We start from the raw sequence: 20,602 nt of genomic DNA on the forward strand, positions 1-20,602 counted from the left end.
AGATGAGCCAAGTCAGCCCCACCCGGATGAACCTTCTGCAAAGGCGGGGGCAGCTCCGCCTGGCGCAGAAGGGGGTGGACCTCCTCAAGAAGAAGCGGGACGCCCTGGTGGCGGAGTTCTTCGGCCTGGTGCGGGAGGCCCTGGAGGCCAGGAAGGCCCTGAACCAGGCGGCGAGGGAGGCCTACGGGGCGCTCCTTCTGGCCCAGGCCTTTGACGGGCCGGAGGTGGTGGCCGGGGCCGCCTTGGGCGTTCCCCTTCTGGAGGGGGTGGAGGCGGAGGTGGAGAACGTCTGGGGGAGCAAGGTGCCGAGGCTCAAGGCCGCCTTCCCCGACGGCGCCCTCCTTTCCCCCGTGGGCACCCCGGCCTACACCCTCGAGGCCAGCCGGGCCTTCCGCCGCTACGCCGAGGCCCTGGTCCAGGTGGCCAACACCGAGACCCGCCTGAAGAAGATCGGCGAGGAGATCAAGAAGACCACCCGCCGGGTGAACGCCCTGGAGCAGGTGGTGATCCCCGGGATCCGCTCCCAGATCCGCTTCATCCAGCAGGTCCTGGAGCAGCGGGAAAGGGAGGACACCTTCCGCCTCAAGCGCATCAAGGGCAAGATTGAGGCCCGGGAGGCCGAGGAGGAAGGGGCCCGCCCTAACCCCCAGCTGGAGATCGGCGCCGGGCTCTAAAGGGCTTGCGAACCCCCCCGGGGAAGCCCCCGGGGGGTGGGTTTTTTTAAGAAAGCGGCGCCCCGGAAATCCCCGGGGCGCGCGCCAGGTGCGATTACTGGGCCTTGGCCTCCTTTAGCATCTGCAGGAGCACGGTCTGGAGGATGCCCCCGTTTTTGTAGTAGTCCACCTCCACGGGGGTGTCCAGGCGGGCGATGGCCTGGAAGCGGACCTCGCTCCCGTCCTCCCGCCTCGCCACGACGTCCACGAGCTTCCTGGGCTTGAGGTCCTCGAGGCCCAGGATGTCGTAGACCTCGTACCCCGTGAGGCCCAGGGTCTCCCGGTTCTCTCCCGGCAGGAACTCCAGGGGCAGGACCCCCATGCCCACGAGGTTGGAGCGGTGGATCCTCTCGTAACTCTCCGCGAGCACCGCCTTCACGCCGAGGAGGTAGGTGCCCTTGGCGGCCCAGTCGCGGCTAGAGCCGGTCCCGTACTCCTTCCCGGCGATGACGAGGAGGGGCGTGCCCTCGGCCTTGTAGCGCATGGCCACGTTGTAGACGAAGTCCACGTCCCCCTCGGGGAGCTTCTTGGCGTAGCCGCCCTCAATCCCGTCCAGCATGAGGTTCTTGATGCGGATGTTGGCGAAGGTGCCCCGCATCATCACCTCGTGGTTGCCGCGCCGGGAGCCGTAGGAGTTGAAGTCCTCCGGCTTCACCCCCTTGCTCAGGAGGTACTGGCCGGCGGGGCTCTTCACGGGGATGGCCCCCGCGGGGGAGATGTGGTCCGTGGTCACGGAGTCGCCGAGGACGAGGAGGACCCGCGCCCCCCGGATGTCCTCCACCTTCCGCTCGCCCAGGTCCTCAAAGAAGGGCGGGTTCTGGATGTAGGTGCTCTCGGGGTCCCACCGGTAGAGCTCCCCGGTGGGGGCGGGGAGGGCCTGCCAGCGTTCATCCCCTTCAAAGACCTTGCTGTACTCCTTCTTGAAGAGCTCGGGGTCCAGGGTCTTCTGGATGGCCTCCTGGATCTCCTCCATGGAGGGCCAGATATCCTTGAGGTAGATGGGCTTGCCGTTGGGATCGTAGCCCAAGGGCTCCGTGGTGAAGTCCACGTCCATCCGGCCCGCCAGGGCGTAGGCCACCACCAGCATGGGGCTCGCCAGGTAGTTGGCCTTCACGTGGGGGTTGATGCGGCCCTCAAAGTTGCGGTTCCCGGAGAGGACGGCGGCCACCACCAAGTTCCCCTCCTCCACGGCCTTGGCGATGTCCTCAGGGAGGGGCCCGGAGTTGCCGATGCAGGTGGTGCACCCGTAGCCCACCACGTGGAAGCGGAGGGCCTCGAGGAAGGGCATGAGCCCGCTCATCTCCAGGTAGTCCGTCACCACCTTGGAGCCGGGGGCGAGGGAGGTCTTCACCCAGGGCTTGGTGTCCAAGCCCGCCTCCACCGCCTTCTTGGCGAGGAGCCCCGCCCCGAGCATCACCGAGGGGTTGGAGGTGTTGGTGCAGCTCGTGATGGCGGCGATGACCACGGAGCCGTGGGTGAGCTCAAACTCCTCGTCCTGGCGCTTGACCAGGACCTTCCTCTGGAGCTCCCCCTCGGAAAGCCCGAAGCCCCTTTCCTTCACCGGCTTGGTGAGGTGGGTGAGGAAGCTCTTCTTGACCTCTTTGAGGGGCACCCGGTCCTGGGGGCGCTTGGGGCCCGCCAGGGAGGGCTCCACCGCGCTTAGGTCCAGCTCCAGGTACTCGGAGTACCGGACCTTCTCCTCCGCCTCCGGGGTGCGGAAGAGGCCCACCGCCTTGGTGTAGGCCTCCACCAGTTCCACGAGCTCCTCGGGGCGGCCCGTCTGGCGGAGGTAGTTCAGGGTCTCTTCGTCCACGGGGAAGAAGCCCATGGTGGCCCCGTACTCGGGGGCCATGTTGGCGATGGTGGCCCGGTCGGCCAGGGAGAGCTTGGCCACCCCGGGGCCGTAGAACTCCACGAACTTGCCCACCACCCCGTGCTTGCGCAGGATCTCGGTGACGGTGAGGACCAGGTCCGTGGCCGTGGCCCCCTCGGGGAGCTCCCCGTAGAGCTTGAACCCCACCACCTTGGGGGCCAGCATGTAGTAGGGCTGGCCCAGCATCACTGCCTCGGCCTCAATGCCCCCCACGCCCCAGCCCAGGACGCCGAGGCCGTTCACCATGGTGGTGTGGCTGTCGGTGCCCACCAGGCTGTCGGGGAAGGCCAGGGTGAGCCCGTCCCGCTTCTCGGTCATGACCACCTGGGCCAGGTACTCCAGGTTCACCTGGTGGACGATGCCCGTGCCCGGGGGCACCACCCGGAAGTTCTCCAGGGCGTTCTGGGCCCACTTGAGGAGGAGGTAGCGCTCCCGGTTCCTCTCGTACTCCTTCTCCACGTTGTAGAAGAAGGCGTAGGCGGTGCCGAAGGCGTCCACCTGGACCGAGTGGTCAATGACCAGGTCGGCGGGCACCACGGGGTTGATGCGCCTGGGGTCGCCGCCTTTGGCCTTGATGGCGTCCCGCATGGCGGCGAGGTCCACCACCGCCGGGACCCCGGTGAAGTCCTGGAGGATGACCCGGGCGAGCTTCAGGGGCACGTTGATCTCCCCGGGGTCGGGTTGCCAGCGGGCCAGGGCCTCAATGTCTTCCCGGGTGACCTGGTAGCCGTCCTCGTTTCGCAGGAGGCTTTCCAGCATCACCCGGATGGAGAAGGGGAGGCGGCTTACCTCCGCCAGGCCCTTCCTCTCCAGTTCCAGGAGGTCGTGGTAGCCGTAGGTGCCGCCCTTTGTGGTCAGGGTCTTCAGGGTCTGAAAGCTGTCCTTCATGGTCCTCCTTTCCCTTCCCCCGCGCGGGCAAAGGGGCGATCCTGGACGCTTACTTTTGGGGGAAGATTCCAGCCCGAGGGGGGGCGCCCGCCCCGGCCACCCCCACTATAGCACTTCCAGAAGGGGCCTGGCCCAAGACGGCGTTGGCCTGGGCCTGGCGGGCGATCTTCAGGGTCTCCAGCAGGGCCTCCTTGGGAAGGCCCAGGTGGGCCGCAGGCCTCCGAGCCCGTGGCTAAGTACCCCTGCGCCAGAGCGGGGGCCCCAAAAGAGCCTTCGCAAAGCCCTACCCCCGGCGTCCCATGTGGCGAAATCAAGGTGCGGGCACTTAGGGCCAGGCCGAGGAGGATCGGGGTGCGGGTCTTCTTCCTGGCGTAGGCCCAGCTCCGCCCGGGGCAGGCCCTCCCATGCCCCTAACGCAACGCCTTTGGGGAGGGAGGCGTGTCCCAGCCCAGGCCCTCGAGGAAGAGGAGAACCTCCTCCCGCACCTCTTCCCACAAGGCCTCCCGGGGGCGCGTGGCGGGCCTATCCCCCCTTTGGGGGCCGTAGGCCCCGAAGCCCGCGTGGTTCAGCCCCTCCACGAAGACCACCCGGGCGTTTTGGGGAAGCCTTTCCGCCTTCCTTCTGGCCTCCTCCGGGGGAAGAAGGCCGTCTTCCGTGCCGTAGAGGGCGAGGGTGGGGAAGGCCTCCTGGGAGAGGTTCCCCTCGGGGTAAGCGGCGAAGAGGACGAGGGGAAGCCCCTCCCGGGCCGCCACCTCCGCCGCCACCACCCCGCCCAGGCTGTGCCCCCCCACCGCCATGGGGAGGTTGGGGTGGGCGGCCTTGGCCTCCAGGGCCCGCCCCTTCCCCAGGAGGGCGATGCCCTGGGGCACCTTGAGGAGGACCACCAGGTACCCCGCCTGGGTTAGGGGGGCGAGGAGGGGGGCGTAGGCCAGGGGGTCCACCCGGGCCCCCGGGTAGAAGGCGAGGAGGGCCTTGGGGGCTTGGGGAAGGAGGGTTAGGCCGTAGGGGGCTTCCTCCAGGGCGAGGCCCGCGCGGTCCAGGTAGGGCTGGACCCAGGCCTCCGCCTGGTAGGGCCTGAAGAGGTAGAAGGTGGCCCCCACCAGGCCCCCTCCCAGGGCGAGGGCCAAAAGGAGCAGGAGAAGGAGGATCCGCTTGGCGGGCATGCTTCACCTCAGGACGGCTTCCCTCGCCTTGGACCGCCCCCTTTCCAGGGCGTAGAAGGCGGCGGGCACCACGAAGAGGGTGAGGAGGGTGGAGGAGAGAAGCCCGCCCAGGATGATCACCCCCAGGGGCTTCCGGTACTCCGCCCCTTCCCCCGTGCCGAGGAGGAGGGGCAGGCTGATGATGAGGACCGTCAGGGTGGTCATGAGGATGGGGCGGAGGCGGAGCCTCGCCGCCTCCACCAGGGCTTCCCTTAGGGGCATCTCCCGCATCCTGCGCACGGCGAAGTCCAGGAGGAGGATGGCGTTCTTGGTGACCAGGCCGATGAGCATCACCACCCCAAGGACGCTGATCACGTCCAGCCCCGTGCCCAGGAGGTAGGTGAGCCAGAGGGCCCCCACCAGGGCCAAAGGCACGGGGAGGAGGAGGTAGAGGGGGTAGCGCCAGGCGTTGAACTGGCTGGCGATGACCAGGTAGTTGAGGACGAGGGCCAGGCCGAAGGCCAGGGGGGCGAGGCGGGCGAGCTCCCCGGTGAAGCTCCCTAGGCCCGTGGCCTCGAGGGACACCCCATCCCCCAGAAGGCCCTCGGCCTCGAGCTCCCTCTCCAGCTCCTGCTGGATCTGGAAGCTCCCCGGGGCCTCGGGGCGGAGGTTGATGTTGATCCCGGCGGCGTAGGCCTGGTTGCGGCGGGAGATGAGGGTGGGGGAGGGGCGCTCCTCAAAGCGGCCGAGGCTTCCCAGGGGCAAAAAGGCCTGGAGGGCGGGGGCGTAGACGGGGAGGGAGAGGAGGTCGGCCTCGCCCCCCAGGCGCAAGGGGTCCGCCTGGACCACCACGGGGAACTCCTCCCCGCCCCTCCGGGCGGTGGCCGCCTGGGCCCCGGAGAGGTAGAGCCTGAGGGCCTGGGCCAGGTCCTGGGGGGTGAGGCCGGTGCCGGAAAGCCTCGCCGGGTCGGGGACGAAGACCCGCTCCCGCTGGGTGGCCTCGAGGGTGCTCTTCACGCTGAGCACGTAGGGCTTCTTGGCGATGTGGTCCACGATGGCCGCGGCGCGCTTCTCCAGGAGGGCGCGGTCCGGGCTCACCAGGAAGAACTGCAAGTCGGCGTCCCCCGCCTCGGGGCCGGTCTGGGCCAGGACCCGGAGGTCCGCCCCCGGGAAGTCCTTAAGGGCCTCCTTCCCCTCCCGGTTGAAGGCCTCGGTGAGGGTGAAGATGTCCTCCCGCTCCCCCTTGGGCCTGAGGACGATCTGGAGCTGGACCCTCGAGGGGTCCCCCACCTGGGCCCCCCCGGTGGCGCTCGCCCCCACGGTGGTCACCACCCGCGCCACCGCGGGGTGGGCGAGGAAATGGGCCTCCAGGACCCTCGCCGCCCGGTCGGAGACGGCGAGGGGGGTGTCCTTGGGCAGGAGGAGGGTGGCGGTGAGGACCCCGGTGTCCGAGCGGGGGGTGAAGTTGAAGGGGATCCGGGGCAGGATGGGGAAGATGGAGAGGAAGGCCATGGCCGCCGCCCCGAGCACCAAATAAGGCCGGGCCAGGGCCCGCCCCAGGCTTCGGGCGTAGGCCTCCGTGAGGCGCCTCAGGGCCCCTTCCGCCCCCTCGTGGAGGAGGCGGGCGAGGGCCCCGGCGAGGTCCAAAAAGAGCCTCCCCAGGTAGCGCCCAAGGCCCAGGAGGGCGGGGTAGAGGGCGAGGAGGAGGAGGTGGAGGGGGCCTTGGCGAAGGAGGAGGAAGGCCACGCCGAGGCCGAGGAGGAGGCCAAAGGCCGTGCGGAAGCCCCGGCGGTAGCCCCAGGCGAGGTCCTTGGGGAGGAGGAGGGCCGCCCGCAGGGCCTCCTTCAGGGTGGGGGGCTCGGGGTCGGGGAAGTAGGCCAGGCGCACGGTGAGGAAGAGGAGGGCCTCGAGCCAGCTCACGGCGATGGCCGCCGCCATGCCCAGGCCGAACTGCTGGAAGATCTGGCCGATGAGCCCGGGGAGGAAGCTGATGGGCAAAAAGACCGCGAGGAGAGAGAGGGTCGCCGCGGCCACGGCCACGCTCACCTCGCTTGCCCCCTTGAGCACGGCCTCTTTGGGGCCAAGGCCCATGCGGCGGTAGCGGTCAATGTTCTCCGCCACCACGATGGAGTCGTCCACCACGATGCCCACGGCCACGGTGAGGGCGAGGAGGCTGATGAGGTTGTAGGTGAAGCCCAAAAGCCCGAAGAGGAGGATGGCCCCGGAGAGGGTGATGGGGATGGCCAGGATCACGGAGAAGACGGAGTTGAGCTTGCCCAGGAAGACGAGGACCACCAAGGAGACGGCCAAAGCCGCCAAGAAGGCCTCCCGCACCGTGTCCGAGACCGCCGCCCGGATGAAGCGGGTGGTGTCCAGGGCCACCTCCGCCCGGTACCCGGGGGGCAGGGCGAAGTCCTTCAGGGCGGCCTTCACCCCGTCGGCCACGGCCACGGCGTTGGCGCTCGGGGTCTTGACCACGGCGAGGAGGACCGCGGGCCTTCCGTTCAGGCGGTTCAGGGTGGTGGGGGCTTCGCCCTCCTCCGCCACCCGGGCCACGTCCCGGACCCGCAGGCCCCGGCCCGCGTCCACGAGGAGGTCCGCCACCTCCTCGGCCGTGGCGGGGGTGGAGCGCAGGGTGTAGACCAGGCGCCGCTCCTCCTCCGTGAGGGCCCCCAGGGGGAGGTTCAGGGCCGAGGCGGAGAGGGCCTGGACCACCTGGCCCGGGACGACCCCCAGGGCCTGGAGCCGGTCCGGGTCCAGGTAGACCTTGATGGCCCGCTTGGGGGCCCCGGTGAGGCGGATGTCCGCCACCCCGGGCACCAGCTGGAGCCTGGGCTTCAGGGTGCGCTCCGCGTAGCGGAGTACCCGGGAGAGGTCCTCCCCCGGGGCCTCGAGGGCCAGGTAGAGGATGGGGCTCGCCGAGGGGTCAAACTTCTGCACCACGGGGGCCGAGGCGTCCTTGGGGAGGGCTCCCCGGGCCGCCGCCACCTTCTGGCTCACCTCCACCGCCGCCTGGTCCACGTTCACCCCCTGCTGGAACTGGAGGAAGACCAGGCTGAAGCCCTCCGTGGAGCTGGAGCCCAGGGTGTCCAGGCCGCTTAGGGTGGAGAGGGCGTCCTCCAGGGGCTTGGAGACCTGCTCCGCCACCTCCTCGGGCCCCGCCCCGGGGTAGGCCGTGGAGACCGCCACCACGGGCACGCTGAACCGGGGCAAAAGCTCCACCCCAAGCCCCAGGCCCAGAAGGAGCCCCACCAGCACCAGCCCCACGAAGATGGCGGTGGCGAAGACGAAGCGCTCCACGAAGAAGGCCACCAGGGGGTTTTCCCTCACCGCACCACCTCCACGAGGTCCCCGTCCCTAAGCCCCTCGGGCAGGGGGTAGACCACCAGGGCCCCCTCGGGAAGCCCCTCCACCGCCGCTTGGCCCCCCTCCTGGGCCAGGAGCCTCACCTCCTGGCGCCTGGCCCTTTCCCCCTCCAGCCGGTAGACGAAGGCCTTGCCCTCCTCAGGCTTGACGGCCCCGGCGGGGAGGAGGAGGCCCTCGGTCAGGCGCTTCCGGTAACGCGCCTCCGCCGGGCCCGGGGTGAGGGGGAGGGCGGGCTTCAGCACCACCTCCACCAGCCGGCCCTGCCCCGGCAGGTCCGTCTTGCGCAGGAGGCGGGCCGCCACCTCCTTGCCGTTTTGCCGCAGGAGGAAGGGGGTTTCCGGGGTCAGGATGGCCGCCTCCTCGGGGGGCAGGTAGACCTTGGCCAGGAGGCGGTCCGTGGTGGCCAGGCGGAAGGCCCGGCTTCCCGTGCCCAGGAACTCCCCTTCCTTGGCGTAGACCTCCACCACCTCCCCGGGGAAGGGGGCCCGCACCACGCTCTCCCTTAGGTTCCGCTCCGCTTGGCGCACCTGCAGGCGCGCGGCCTCCACCTGGAGCTCCAGAAGCCGCACGTCCTCCGCCCGTTCCAGGCGGGCCAGGGCCTCCTTGGCGCTCTCGTAGGCGCTTTGGGCCTGGAGGTACTGGGCCTCCAGGGCCTTGAGGTCTAGAGGGGCCAAAGCCCCCGCCTCCAGGAGGGCCTTGCCCTCTTGGTAGCGCCTCTCGGCCGCCTGGAGCTGGGTCTTCGCCGCCTGGAGCTGGGCCTCCAGGGCGGCCCGGTTCCCCGAAAGCTGGGCCTTCGCCCGCTCCAGGTTGGCCTCCGCCTGGGCCAGGGCCAGGCGGGCCTGGCCCAAGGCCTCTTGGAAGGGGGCGGGGTCCAAGAACACCACCCCTTCCCCCGCCTGGACCCGGCTTCCCGGGTTCAGGACGCGCACCACCCGCCCCGCCGCCCCTGCGGCCACGAGGCTTTCCTTTTCCGCCTGCAAGGTGGCGGAGGCCCGCACCTCACGCTCCAGCAGGCCCCTTTTGGCCTCCACCACCCGCACCTGGACCCTCGGGGGGCCTTCGGGGGCGGGAGGGGGGGTTTCGGCCTTTTGGGGGGCGCAGGCCGGGAGGAGGAGAAGAAGGAGCAAGGGGAAGCGCCTCATGGTTCACCTCGAGGCCAGAAGGCCGTAGTAGGCCTTGAGGTAGGCGTGCTTGGCCTGCTCCCGGGAAAGCTCCGCCTGCAGGAGGGCGAGCTCCTGCTGGAGGAGGCCGAGGCGGCTTGTGAGCCCCGCCCGGAAGCGCTTCTCCTCGGCGGCGTAGCGCTCCTTGGCCGCCCGGTAGGCCTCCTCCGCCGCCTTCACCCCCTGGAGGAGGGGGCCAAGCTGGGCGTGGCGGGCCTTCAGGCCCACCCTGAGGGAGCGCTCCAGGTTGTCCAGGTTGGCGCTGAGGGAGGCCATCTGGTCCTCCAGGGCCTCGAGGTCCTTTTTGGCGGCGAAGCTTTCGTCCAGAAGCCCCCGCTGGAAGCGGAGAAGCTCTAGGGACTGCCGGAGCTGGAGGAGGTCGGCGTGCTGGGCGAGGAGGTTGGCGACGAGCCCTTCTTCGGGCAGGGGCGGGAGGTCCGCCACGGGCTCGGGCTCCCAGGGGCCCACCAGGTTCTCCAGGGCCGCCTGGGCGCTTTCCAGGCCCCTTTGGGCGAGCTCCAGGTTCTTCCGGGCCTCCAGGACCCGGTTCTGGGCCTCGAGGAGGTCCAAGGCGGTGGCCCCGCCCCCCTTGACCCGCACCTCCGTGGCCTTGAGGGAGAGCTCCGCCACCTCCAGGGCCTTTTCCGCCAGGGCGCGCTGAAGCCTGGCCTCCAGGGCCTGGGCGTAGGCGGAGACCACCTCGCTTTCCGCCTGGGCCAGGGCGCGCCCCAGGCGGGCCTCCGCCAGGGCCAGGGCTTGCCGGGCCTGGAGGGCGGAGAGGGGGGTGAGGAGGGGGTCTTGGAGGAGGCGGTCCAGGTCCTTGGCCTTGGCCTCCACCTCCAGGCGGGCCAGGGCCACCCCCGCCGCCTCCTGGGCCTTCTTCAGGGCCTCGGGGAGGGGCTGGGCCAAAGCGGGGGCCAACAGGAAAAGGGCGATCAGGGTCTTCCTCACGGGTTCACCTCCAAGAGTTCGCCGTAAAGCTGGTACAGCTCCATTCGCTTGCTCAAAAGGTCGTTTTCCGCTTGCAGAAGGCCAAGCTCCGCCTGCAGGAGGCTGAGCTCCGCCTGGAGCAGGGCCAGGGGGCTTTCCAGGCCGAGCTCCAGGCGCCTTCGCGTCTCCTCCAGGGCCTTGGCCTGGGCCTCCTTGCGGAGCCGGGCCAGGGCCAGGCCGGCCTCGGCGCTTTGCAGGGCGTTTTTCAGGCTCGCTTCCCTGAGCCTGGCCTCTTCCTCCGCCGCCTTCAGGGCCGCCTCCGCCCCCTGGAGCTGGGCCCGGGCGGCCTCGAGGCCCGCGAAAAGCCCTGGGGAGAGGGTGAGGGAGAGGGAAAGCCTAAGCTCCTCCTGGGTGCGGTAGCTGCCCACCCCCGGCACCTGGGTGGGGGGGCGGCTGGGGTCGTTCCGGGTGTAGGAGAGGGTGGGCTGGAGGGTGCGGCTTCCCAGGCTTAGGGCCAGGGTGTCGTTTCCTGAAGGGTAGAGGAGGTAGCTCGCCTGGAGCTGGGGGAGGAGGTTCCTCAGGGCGCTTTCGTAGGCGATCCGGGCCTCCAGGACCGCAAGCCGCGCCTCCTCCACCCCCAGGTAGACCCCTCCCTTGGGCGGGGGGATTTCCGGCAGGGGCTGGGCGAGGTCCACCAGGCCCTCCGCCGCCTTCCTGGCGAGCTCCACCCCCCGCCTGGCCTCCTCGAGGCGGTTTTCCGCCTCCTTGAGGTTAAGCTCGGCCTCCCGGAGCTCCTTGGGGTTCGCCTGGCGCTTTCTGGCGGCCTCCAGGGCCTTTTGCGCGAGTTCCAGGGCCTTTTGCGCAAGGGCCTCCCCCAAGAGGGCCTGCCGGTAGCGGCCGTGGGCGGCCACCGCCTGGGCCTGGAGGGCGGCGAGGGCCCGGCGGTAGCCCAGCTCGGCCCGCCTCAAGGCGATGCGGGCCCGCTCCCTCCCGTCCGCCACCTCCCCGAAGGGGAAGGGGGTGAGGACCAGGGAGAGGGTGAGGCTTCCCGTGGTTTCGGGGAGGCTTCCGCAGAGGGCCTCCGGGGTGCATTCGTACCCCAGGCGGGCGTAGTTGCCCTGGAGGTTCAGGGCCAGGGGGGCTTCCTGGGCCTCGAGGGCCTTCCTGGCCGCCTCCAACAGGGCCTGGGCCTGCCGGGCCAGGGGGTGGTCTAGGAGGGGGGCCAGGGCGCTTTGGGCCAGGGCGGGGGCCAGGAGGAGGCCTAGGGCCAAGAGCCTAACCACGCTCCACCCCCGTGAGCTTCCGGAGGAGGTCGCGGAAGAGGAGAAGTTCCCCGGCCTCCAGCCGGGCCAGGTGCTGGCCGTAGGCCCGGAGCCAGGCCTCCTGTAGGCGCCGCTCTACCGCCTCTCCCTTCTCCGTGAGCCGGAGGAGGACCCTCCGGCGGTCTTCCGGGTCGGGGTGGCGCCCTAGGAGCCCCGCCTCCTCTAGGGAGACCAGGAGGTGGGAGACCTGGGAGGGCTGGACCTCCAGGTGCTCCGCTAGGCGGGAAGGGGCGCTCACCCCTTCCTTCACCAGGCGAAGCACCTCGGCCTGCAGGAGGGAGAGGCCCTCCTGGGCGAAGACCTCCTTGGCCCGGGCCAGGAGGAGGCGCATGAGGGCGTAACCCAGCCGGGACAGCTCTTCCACCAAGGGGAGGGGAGGACCCTTCATACCCTTCAACTATACAGGGGCATAAAACAAATTGTGGGGGCTAGGCCACAGGCCGCATGGTGTAGAATGGCCGAAGGTGATATGGACAGACCCCCAAGTCGGTGGCTCTTCCTCCTGCCCTTCGGCTCCCTAGCCCTGGCCCAGTCCCAAGCCCCAAGCCCTGGGGACGTTTTGGTTTTGGTCCTCCTCCTCGCCCTCTCGGCCTTCTTCTCCGCCAGCGAGACTGCCTTCACCACCCTTTACCCCTGGAAGGTGCGGGAGCTGGCCGAGGCGCAAGGGGGGCCTTTCCGCCTCCTCGCCCGGGACATCACCCGCTTCCTCACCACCATCCTGGTGGGCAACAACCTGGTGAACATCGCCGCCACCGCCTTGGTCACGGAGCTCGCCACCCGGGCCTTCGGCTCCGCGGGGGTGGGGGTGGCCACGGGGGTGATGACCTTCCTCATCCTCTTCTTCGGCGAGATCACCCCCAAGTCCCTCGCCGTCCACCACGCGGAGGCCATCGCCCGGGTGGCGGCCTGGCCCATCTACGTCCTCTCCGTCCTCTTCTACCCCCTCGGGCGCTTCTTCAGCCTCGTCTCCGGAGGGCTTCTCCGCCTCCTTAGCCTGGAGCCCCGGAACACCCCCTTGGTCTCCGAAGAGGAGCTTAAGCTCATCCTGGCGGGGGCCGAGGAGTCGGGGACCATTGAGGCCCAGGAGGAGGAGATGATCCACTCCATCCTGGAGCTGGAGGAGACCCCGGTGCGGGAGATCATGACCCCGAGGGTGGAGATGGTGGCCATAGAGGCCGAGGCCACCTTGGAGGACTTCCTCCACCTCTTCCGGGAGCACCGCTACAGCCGGGTGCCCGTCTACCGGGAGAGCGTGGACCACATCGTGGGGGTGGCCTACGCTCAGGACCTCTTGGACTTCTACTGCGAGGAGGACCTGAAGGGGCGCACCGTGGCCTCCATCGCCCACCCCCCCTACTTCGTGCCCGAGAACATGGACGCCTGGACCCTCCTCCGGGAGCTTCGGCGCCGGAAGGTCCACATGGCCATCGTGGTGGACGAGTTCGGGGGCACGGCAGGCCTCGTGACCCTGGAGGACGTCATGGAGGAGATCGTGGGGGAGATCTACGACGAGACGGACGAGCCGGAGGACACGGCCATCCGGCGCCTCCCCGACGGCTCCCTCTCCATCCAGGCCCAGACCCCCATAGACGAGGTCTCCGAGGCCCTGGGGGTGGAGCTTCCCGAGGGGGAGTACGACACCCTCTCGGGGTTTCTCTACGAGCAGTTCGGGCGCATTCCCGGCGTGGGGGAGAGCACGGAGTGGCAGGGCTTCCGCTTCGTGGTGGAAAGCGCCGACCAGAGGCGCATAGAGCGGGTGCGGGTGGAGCGGCTGGTGGAGCATGGGGATTAAGGAGATCCTGAAAGCCCACCTGGAGCGGGCCTACGCCCCTACTCGGGGTTTCCCGTGGTGGCCCTGGTGGAGGCGGAAGGGGAGGTGTTCCTCGGGGTCAACGTGGAAAACGCCTCCTTCCCCCTCTCCCAGTGCGCGGAGAGGAACGCCGTGGCGGCCATGGTCCTTTCGGGGAAGCGCCGCCTGGAGCGGGTGCACATCTATAGCCCCAAGGGGCCCATCCCCCCTTGCGGGGGGTGTCGGCAGGTCCTCATGGAGTTCGGGGGGCCGGAGGTGGAGGTGGTCCTCCACGGGCCCGAGGAGGAGGTGCGCACCACCTTGGGGGCCCTCCTCCCCCTGGCCTTCCGCCTCTAGAGGTCCAGGACCAGGGTCTGGCTGAGGAAGCCGGGGACCTCGAGGCGAAGCTCAAGCCGCCTGCTTCCCCGCTCAAGCCCGGGCCTGAAGCCCACCACCTGGACCCTCGCCTCCCCCTTCGCCGGGAGGTCCGCCCGCACGGAAAGGCGCTGGCCCAAAAGGACCAGGGCGCCTTCCACGCGAAGGGGGAGGGGGTTCGAGTTTTCCAGGAAGAGGTTGACCCCGGCCCGGCGCACCCTTACGGGCTCCAAGGGGAAGGCGAGGCGGGTCTGGAAGAAGGTGAGCCGCCCGCCCAGGGTCTCCCCCTCCAGGGCCACCTCCGCCCCTTCCCGGGAGAGGAGGGCCCGGGCGGTGGCCAGGGCCTCCCTGGGGGTGAGGCGCACGGGGAGGGAGGCCTCCTTCTCCCCGGGGGGGAGGGTGAGGTCTAAGGGCACCCTCACCTCCCCCACCCGAAGCCGCGCCCCGAAGGCGGCGAGGGGGAGGGGGAAGGGGTTCGGGTTCTGGAAGGCCACCCGCACGGAAAGGAGCAGGGCGGGCTCGGGGGAAAGCTCCAGGCCCCGGATTTCCGCCCCGAGGAAGCGGGCCTCGGGGGGAAGGGGCCTTGGGGCGCAGGCGGCGAGGACCAGGAGGCCCAAAAGCAGGGAAAACCTCAACGGGCGGGCTACAGGACCCATCCTTCCTCCTTTAGGCTTTCCAGGACGGGGAGGAACCTCCCCCAAAGGGGGCTTTCCGCCGGGTAGGGGGGCCTGGGGTAGCCCGCGGGGAGGCCCAGGTGCCGGAGGGCCTGCTTCAGGAGGGGCACCCCGCCCTTGGCGAGGAGGTCCCCCAGGGGGAAGAGCTTCTTCTGCAGGGCCTGGGCCTCGGCGAGCCTCCCCCCCCGGAAGTGGTCCAAAAGGGCCCGGTAGGCCCTGGGGGCGAGGTTCGCCGCGGCCAGAATCCCCCCTTCCGCCCCCAGGGCCAGGGCGCCGAGGAAGGTGGGGGCGTGGCCGGTGTAGACCCGGAAAGCCCCGAGGCGGGCCTGGTAGAAGGCGAGGCGGCCGAGGTCCCCGCTGGAGTCCTTGATGCCTAGGACCTGGGGGTGCCGGGCCAAGGCCTCCACCGCCTCGAGGGGCAAGTCCACCTTGGTGTTCTGGGGCACGTGGTAGAGGTAGAGGGGCATCCTCGCCGCCAGGGCCTCGTAGTAGCGGAGAAGCCCTTCCCCGAGGCTTCCGTGGTAGTAGCGGGGCGGGGTGGCGAGGAGGGCCGTGGCCCCCGCGGCCTTGGCCTCCAAGAGGGCCCTTTCCGCCTGGGGCAGGGTCTCCTCCATGAGGCCCACCAGGAAGGGCTTCCTGGGCCTAAGGGCCCGGAGGCCCCGGGCCCTTTCCTCGGGGGTGAGGTGGACCCCTTCCCCGTTGGAGCCGTAAACGAGGAGCCCGTCCACCAGGGGTTCCAAGGCCGCGGCCAGCTCCCGGAAGGCCTCCTCGTCCAGCCTTCCTTCCCGATCAAAGGGCGTGGGGATGGGGGGCAGGATCACGGGGACCTCCGCCACGAGCCTACCAGAAAGAGGAGGTGGAGGGCATAGGCCAAAAGGAGAAGCCCGGGTCCCCGGCCCTCCAAAAGCCCAAGAAGGCCGAAGGCGGCGAGGAGGAGAAGGAGGAGGCCAAGCCCCCCGGAAAACCCCAGGCTCCCCGGCACCAGAAGGCGCACCGCTAGGGCCCAGGCCTGGGGCGGGTCCTTTTTGCGCCGGGGAAGGAAGAAGGCCAGGAGGTGGTAGAGGAGGAGGAGAAAAAAGCCCAAGGCCGCCCAGGGCCTCGCCCCTTCCTCGAGGGGAAGGGGAAGCCTCCTCACCTCCTTGAGGAGGTCTTCCCGCAGGCGGAAGAGCTCCACCCGGAGCAGGGTGGCGTAGAGGACGCGGAGGCTCGGCCCGGGCTCCCGCCTGCCCCAAGGGTCTTCCCCAAGGCCCAAAGCGGAGCGGATGGGGCCGTCAAAGGGGGCCTTTTGGTAGGCCTGGGGGAGGTCTTTTTCCCCGAGGGCGAGGGCGAAGGGGAGGCTCGTCCCTTCCAAAAGCCCCTTGGCCTCCTTGGGGTTTTCAGGAAGGAGGGCGTAGCCCAAAAGGGCCCTCACCTCGGGCAGGGGGGGCTGCTCCCGGAGCCAGGCTAGGGCCTCGGGGGTGCGGAGGGTGCCCCGGTCCAGGGGGGGAAGGGTGAGGGCGGCGCGGGCCTTTTGGTCCAGGCCGTAAAGGAGCCCCGCCCCGCCCAGGAGGAGGAGGAGGGCTAAGGCCAAGGCCCTTTCCCCAAGGCTGGCGTAGGCCAGGCTTAGGTGCCTCAGGCGCAGGAGGGGGTGGCGCAGGTACCCCCCGAGGAAGCCCCCCACCGCCTTCAGGTCCTGGAGCTGGGCCGGGAGGTAGTAGAAGAAGAGGTAGGCCAGGAGGGCCAGGTAGGCCAGGCCGAGGGCGTAGACCCCCTGGGACAGGGGGGAGAGGTCCGGGGGCGCCCAGGCCTGGAGGTGCTTCACGGCCTCCCGAAGCCTCAAGGCCCTTGCGGGCTGGCCCTGGGCCTCCAGGGCCTCGGCCCGTTGGCGGAAGAACTCCAGGGAGCCCGGGAAAAGCGGGGTGTAGCGGAGGAGGGTCTCCGTGAGCCGCCAGGAGGCCTCCGGGTCCTTCGCGCCCAAGTCCCGGGCGGCCTCCGCCATCCGCCTCACCCCCTCCTGGCCGAAGAAGAGCTCGGGGCGGTGCCCCCGGGACCTTAGGTCCTCCCCGTAGGCCTCGAGGTCCTCGGGGCTTAGGGCCTCGGGGGGAAGGGTCCAGTAGGCGAAGTAGGGCCAGGGCTCGGGGGGCTTTAGGGCCTCGAGGAGGGGCTTTAGGGACCGGAGGTCCTCCTCCTGCCCCGCGAAGGGCAGGGGGGGGAAGGGGATGGGTAAGACCCAGTCCCCCAAAAGCACCGCCTCGGGCCCCGGGCGCAGGGCCACCACCCGGGCGGGGGCGAAGTGGAAGCGGACTTCCTCCCCCTTGAGGCTCGCCTCCACCACCAAAAGCCCCTGGGCCACGAAGGCCCGCTCCCCTTCCACCAGGGGGCCCACCCAAGGGCCTTCCGGCAGGGGAAGCCGCCCCCAGGGGAGCTCCAGGCCCCCCTCCACCAGCTTGGGCTGGGCCGGGGCCAAGGCGGTGAAGCGCCCCTCCAGGGCCCCCGAGGGCAGGGCGAGGCGCACCCGGTACTCCCCGGGGGCCTCGGGGGTGAAGGGGAGGCGGAAGGCCCCGTCCTTGGGTTCCACCTCCAAGGCGGTGCTTCCCTGGGGCCCGAGGACCTCTAGGGGAAAGCGGCCTTGGGGCAGGTCCCGGCCCTCCAAGAAAAGGGGTTCCCCCACCCGGGCGGTGTCCGGCAGGAGGAGGCTTTGGCCCAGGGCGGAAAGCCAGAGGAAGGCCAAGGCGAACCAGGGGCGCATGGGGTTATTCTAACGGCATGGGGCTTCTGGACATGATCGGTCCGGTGATGGTGGGGCCTTCCTCCAGCCACACGGCGGGGGCCTGCCGGCTGGCCCTCCTCGCCCGCCACCTCCTGGGGGAAAAGCCCAGGCGGGTGGAGTTTGGCCTCCACGGCTCCTTCGCCAAGACGGGAAAGGGGCACGGCACCCACCTGGCCTTGGCCGCGGGGGTCTTGGGCTTAAGGCCTGACGACGAGAGGCTCAAGGAAAGCCTCGCCCTGGCGGAGAAGGAAGGGGTGGAGGTGGCCTTCAAGGAGGTGGAGCTCGGGGACGTCCACCCCAACACCGTGCGCATGGTCCTGGAAGGGGAGAAGGAGCGCCTCACCGTCACCGGGAGCTCCTTGGGCGGGGGCGTGGTGCGGGTCTTTGACGTGGACGGGTTTGAGGTGCGCATCACCGGCGCCGCCCCCACCCTGGTGGTGAAGAACGTGGACACCCCCGGGGTGGTGGCCCGGGTGGCCCGCATCCTGGCGGACGACGAGGTGAACATCGCCCACCTCACCGTGAGCCGGAAGAAGCGGGGCGGGGAGGCCATGATGAGCATAGAGATGGACCGCCCTCTCTCCGAGGTGCCCCTCCGCTACCTGGAGCACCTCTCCTACATCCTCTGGGTGCGCCAGCTCCCCCCGGTGATGGACTGAGGTGGGGAAGCCTCCCGGGGACCGGGGTCCCCACTAGAGGCGGGTTGGCGGGGGAAGCTCCAGGCGCAAGCAGGCCCCCCCCAGGGAGCCCGCGCAAGGGGTAAGCCTTCCCCCGTGGGCCTCGGCCACCCGCTTCACGGTGTAAAGGCCGAGGCCCGAGCTTCCCCTGGCCCCCTGCCCCTGGCGGAAGGGCTGGGCCAGGGCTTCCAGGGGCAGGGGAAGGCCTGGCCCGTCGTCCTCCACCTGGAGGGCGTTCCCCTCCACCCGCACCCGCACCCGGGCCCGGGCGTGGCGCAGGGCGTTTTCCAGGAGGTTGGCCAGGGCCCTTTCCACGAGGAGCCTTTCCCCCCGGGTGAGGCCCGCCCCCTCCACCGCCAGGCGGAGGCCCCTTCGGCCCGCCTCCTCCCGGTAGCGCAGGAGGAGGTCCTCGGCCAGGGCCCGGAGGTTCAGGGTCTCCCACTGGGGGGGTTTGGCCTCGAGGCGGGAGAGGGCCAGGAGGTTCTCCACCAGGCGGTAGCCCCGGGCGAGCTCCTCCTTGACCTGGCGCAGGAGCTCCACCCTCTGGGCCTTGCCCAGGGCGTCCGCCCCTTCCAGGTACTCCAGGGCGCGGATGGCGGAGAGGAGTGGGGTCTTGAGGTCGTGGGCCAGGGCCCCGTAGAAGGCCTCCCGGGCCTCCAGGAGGGCCTGGAGCCGGGCCAGGAGCTCCTCAAAGCGGCGGCGCAAGACGGCGATCTCCTCGGGCGGGGGCTCCTTGGGAGGGGGAAGCCGAAGCCCGCTCACCGGTCCCTCCCTCAGGGAGAGGTAGGCCAGGGCCCGGGCGAACTCCTCCAGGGGCCTGAGGAGGCTATTCGCCAGGAAGTAGCCCACCAGGGCCGAAAGCCCCGCGAGGAGGAGGAGCCAGAGGACGAGGGGAAGCCAAGGGCCTTCCCCCGCGAGGCCCAGGAGGAGGGCCAGGACCAGGTTGGGCAGAAAGGCGAGGAGGGCGATGACCAGGGCGAGCCTAGCCCTTAGGCTCATCCTTCCCCGCCGAGAGCACCGCCAGGAAGGCCTCCTGGGGCACCTCCACCTTGCCGATGGCCTTGAGCCGCTTCTTCCCTTCCTTCTGCTTTTCCAGGAGCTTCTTCTTCCGGGTCACGTCCCCGCCGTAGCACTTGGCGAGGACGTCCTTGCGGAGGGCCTTCACCGTGGCCCGGGCGATGATCTTGCCCCCGATGGCCGCCTGGATGGGCACCTCAAAGAGCTGGCGGGGGATGACCTCGGCGAGCTTGTCCACGATGGCCCGGGCCATGGCGTAGGCCTTCTCCCGGTGGGCGATGAAGGTGAGGGCGTCCACGGGCTCCCCGTGCACCAGGACGTTCACCTTCACCAGGTCCCCGGGCTGGTAGCCGATCTGCTCGTAGTCCATGGAGGCGTAGCCGCGGGAGAGGCTCTTCAGGCGGTCGTGGAAGTCGTAGAGGATCTCGGCGAAGGGGGCCTCGTAGACGAGCTCCACCCGCTTCTGGGCCCCGGGGAGGTAGGTCATGTTCACGAGGCGGCCCCGCTTCTCCTGGAGGAGCCCCATGAGGCTCCCCACGTACTCCTCGGGGGTGAAGACGGTGAGCCTCACGTAGGGCTCGAGGACCTCCTCCACCTGGGTGGGGTCGGGGAGGTCGGCGGGGTTGTGGACCTCCACCTCCTCCCCGTCCTTCTTCCGCACCTTGTAGACCACGCTCGGGGCGGTGGCGATGAGCTCCAGGCCAAACTCCCGCTCCAGCCTCTCCTGGACGATCTCGGCGTGGAGAAGCCCGAGGAAGCCGCAGCGGAAGCCGAAGCCCAAGGCGGTGGAGGACTCGGGCTCAAAGGTGAGGGCGGCGTCGTTGAGCTTGAGCTTTTCCAGGGCGTCCCTAAGCTTCCCGTAGTCCCCGGAGTCCACGGGGTAAAGCCCGGCGAAGACCACGGGCTTGGCGGGGCGGAAGCCGGGGTAGGGGGAGGGGGTGGGGCGGTCCGCCAGGGTGAGGGTGTCCCCCACCTGGACGTCGTGGATGTCGCGGATGGCGGCCACGAGCCACCCCACCTCCCCGGCGGAGAGCTCCCCTGCGGGCACCAGGCCCTGGGGGGTGAAGACCCCCACCTTGTCCACGGTGAACTCCTTGCCCGTGGAGTAGATGCGGATCCGGTCCCCAGGGCGCACCCTCCCCTCAAAGAGGCGGAGGTAGGGGATCACCCCCTGGTAGGCGTCGTAGACGGAGTCAAAGATGAGGGCCTTCAGGGGGGCCTCGGGGTCCCCTTGGGGGGGCGGGATGCGCTTGACGATGGCCTCGAGGATCTCCTCCACCCCCTCCCCCGTCTTCCCCGAGGCGAAGATGGCCTCGTCGGCGGGAAGGCCCAAGACCTCCTCCACCTCGAGGGCCACCTCCAGGGGGCGGGCGTTGGGGAGGTCAATTTTGTTGATCACCGGGACGATCACGTGGCCGTGCTCCAGGGCCATGTAGAACTTGGCCAGGGTCTCCGCCTCCACCCCTTGGCTTGCGTCCACCACCAGGAGCACCCCCTCCACCGCCGCCAGGGCCCGGGAGACCTCGTAGGTGAAGTCCACGTGCCCCGGGGTGTCAATGAGGTTCAGGACGTACTCCTCCCCGTCCTTGGCCCGGTAGGTCACCCTGACGGCGCTCGCCTTGATGGTGATGCCCCGCTCCCGCTCCAGCTCCAGGGAGTCCAAAAACTGCTCCCGCATCTCCCGCTCGCTTACCGCGTGGGTCATCTGCAGGATGCGGTCGGCCAGGGTGGACTTGCCGTGGTCCACGTGGGCGATGATGGAGAAGTTGCGGATGCGGCGGATATCCATCCTTCCCATCGTCCGGGGTAGGGGGGCCAAAGTCAAGGCGGGGGGGGCTTGCCTAGTAAATTGCCTTGTACCCCGGAGGGGGCGGGAGAAGGGAGAGAAGAACCCTAAGGCCGTAGGCGATGAGCTCCAAAAGCGCCC

At 70.0% G+C, this 20,602-nt stretch carries 15 protein-coding genes and 2 pseudogenes; 4 read left to right on the forward strand and 13 right to left on the reverse strand.

The window, feature by feature from the left end; all coding sequences use genetic code 11:
• Positions 1-2 precede the first annotated feature (2 nt).
• The gene (gene atpD / locus BLP62_RS02815; RefSeq protein WP_093005643.1) at positions 3-674 is read left to right on the forward strand and encodes a V-type ATP synthase subunit D; all 672 of its coding nucleotides are present in this window, start codon (positions 3-5) and stop codon (positions 672-674) included.
• 94 nt (positions 675-768) lie between these two features.
• Here atpD and acnA read toward each other — a convergent pair whose 3' ends face one another.
• From acnA to BLP62_RS02850, 7 genes are all read right to left on the reverse strand, one after another.
• The gene (gene acnA / locus BLP62_RS02820) at positions 769-3,474 is read right to left on the reverse strand and encodes an aconitate hydratase AcnA (RefSeq protein WP_093005646.1); all 2,706 of its coding nucleotides are present in this window, start codon (positions 3,472-3,474) and stop codon (positions 769-771) included.
• 410 nt (positions 3,475-3,884) lie between these two features.
• Complete coding sequence (locus tag BLP62_RS02825) at positions 3,885-4,637, reverse strand: alpha/beta hydrolase (protein WP_093005648.1); 753 nt, start codon at positions 4,635-4,637, stop codon at positions 3,885-3,887.
• A 3-nt stretch (positions 4,638-4,640) separates the two neighbouring features.
• Positions 4,641-7,946 (reverse strand): efflux RND transporter permease subunit, encoded by a 3,306-nt coding sequence (locus tag BLP62_RS02830; protein WP_093005650.1) that lies wholly within the window; start codon positions 7,944-7,946, stop codon positions 4,641-4,643.
• A complete protein-coding gene (locus BLP62_RS02835) occupies positions 7,943-9,124 on the reverse strand; it encodes an efflux RND transporter periplasmic adaptor subunit (protein ID WP_093005652.1) in 1,182 nt (393 codons plus the stop codon). The genes BLP62_RS02830 and BLP62_RS02835 overlap by 4 nt, the downstream gene beginning before the upstream one ends.
• A 3-nt stretch (positions 9,125-9,127) precedes the next feature.
• The gene (locus BLP62_RS02840) at positions 9,128-10,093 is read right to left on the reverse strand and encodes a TolC family protein (RefSeq protein WP_093005654.1); all 966 of its coding nucleotides are present in this window, start codon (positions 10,091-10,093) and stop codon (positions 9,128-9,130) included.
• Positions 10,090-11,355, reverse strand: coding sequence for a TolC family protein (locus BLP62_RS02845; protein ID WP_093005656.1), 1,266 nt, complete (start codon positions 11,353-11,355; stop codon positions 10,090-10,092). Before BLP62_RS02845 ends, BLP62_RS02840 begins: the two co-directional genes overlap by 4 nt.
• Positions 11,348-11,782, reverse strand: coding sequence for a MarR family winged helix-turn-helix transcriptional regulator (locus tag BLP62_RS02850; RefSeq protein ID WP_093005658.1), 435 nt, complete (start codon positions 11,780-11,782; stop codon positions 11,348-11,350). The genes BLP62_RS02845 and BLP62_RS02850 overlap by 8 nt, the downstream gene beginning before the upstream one ends.
• A gap of 81 nt (positions 11,783-11,863) precedes the next feature.
• On the opposite strand from BLP62_RS02850, the gene BLP62_RS02855 reads away from it, so the two are divergent.
• Together BLP62_RS02855 and BLP62_RS02860 are read left to right on the forward strand one after the other, a co-directional pair.
• On the forward strand, positions 11,864-13,186 hold the full coding sequence (locus BLP62_RS02855; RefSeq protein WP_093005660.1) for a hemolysin family protein: 1,323 nt from the start codon (positions 11,864-11,866) through the stop codon (positions 13,184-13,186).
• Positions 13,176-13,540 (forward strand): annotated as a pseudogene (locus BLP62_RS02860) (cytidine deaminase). The gene BLP62_RS02855 and the pseudogene BLP62_RS02860 overlap by 11 nt, the downstream one beginning before the upstream one ends.
• Here BLP62_RS02860 and BLP62_RS02865 read toward each other — a convergent pair.
• Genes BLP62_RS02865 through BLP62_RS02875 form a run of 3 tightly spaced genes read right to left on the reverse strand, consistent with a single transcriptional unit; the run spans position 13,537 to position 16,960 of the window.
• Positions 13,537-14,214, reverse strand: coding sequence for an LEA/WHy family protein (locus tag BLP62_RS02865; protein ID WP_093005662.1), 678 nt, complete (start codon positions 14,212-14,214; stop codon positions 13,537-13,539). The pseudogene BLP62_RS02860 and the gene BLP62_RS02865 overlap by 4 nt on opposite strands.
• Positions 14,202-15,053: a dihydrodipicolinate synthase family protein gene (locus BLP62_RS02870; protein ID WP_093005684.1), complete on the reverse strand. Its 852-nt coding sequence runs from the start codon at positions 15,051-15,053 to the stop codon at positions 14,202-14,204. The genes BLP62_RS02865 and BLP62_RS02870 overlap by 13 nt, the downstream gene beginning before the upstream one ends.
• Positions 15,050-16,960, reverse strand: a complete 1,911-nt coding sequence (locus tag BLP62_RS02875) for a hypothetical protein (protein WP_093005664.1) — start codon at positions 16,958-16,960, stop codon at positions 15,050-15,052. Before BLP62_RS02875 ends, BLP62_RS02870 begins: the two co-directional genes overlap by 4 nt.
• A 17-nt stretch (positions 16,961-16,977) precedes the next feature.
• On the opposite strand from BLP62_RS02875, the gene sdaAB reads away from it, so the two are divergent.
• Complete coding sequence (sdaAB, locus tag BLP62_RS02880; RefSeq protein WP_093005666.1) at positions 16,978-17,640, forward strand: L-serine ammonia-lyase, iron-sulfur-dependent subunit beta; 663 nt, start codon at positions 16,978-16,980, stop codon at positions 17,638-17,640.
• Between the two features lie 33 nt (positions 17,641-17,673).
• On the opposite strand, the gene BLP62_RS02885 is transcribed toward sdaAB, so the two are convergent.
• The 3 genes and pseudogenes from BLP62_RS02885 to BLP62_RS13480 all read right to left on the reverse strand — a co-directional run.
• Positions 17,674-18,657 (reverse strand): sensor histidine kinase, encoded by a 984-nt coding sequence (locus tag BLP62_RS02885; RefSeq protein ID WP_093005668.1) that lies wholly within the window; start codon positions 18,655-18,657, stop codon positions 17,674-17,676.
• Positions 18,641-20,473 (reverse strand): translation elongation factor 4, encoded by a 1,833-nt coding sequence (gene lepA / locus BLP62_RS02890; protein WP_093005686.1) that lies wholly within the window; start codon positions 20,471-20,473, stop codon positions 18,641-18,643. Before lepA ends, BLP62_RS02885 begins: the two co-directional genes overlap by 17 nt.
• Before the next feature lie 43 nt (positions 20,474-20,516).
• Positions 20,517-20,602: pseudogene (locus BLP62_RS13480) on the reverse strand (IS5/IS1182 family transposase); the annotation flags it as partial.

The sequence above is a fragment of the Thermus arciformis genome (assembly GCF_900102145.1).
GTDB classification, from domain to species: domain Bacteria; phylum Deinococcota; class Deinococci; order Deinococcales; family Thermaceae; genus Thermus; species Thermus arciformis.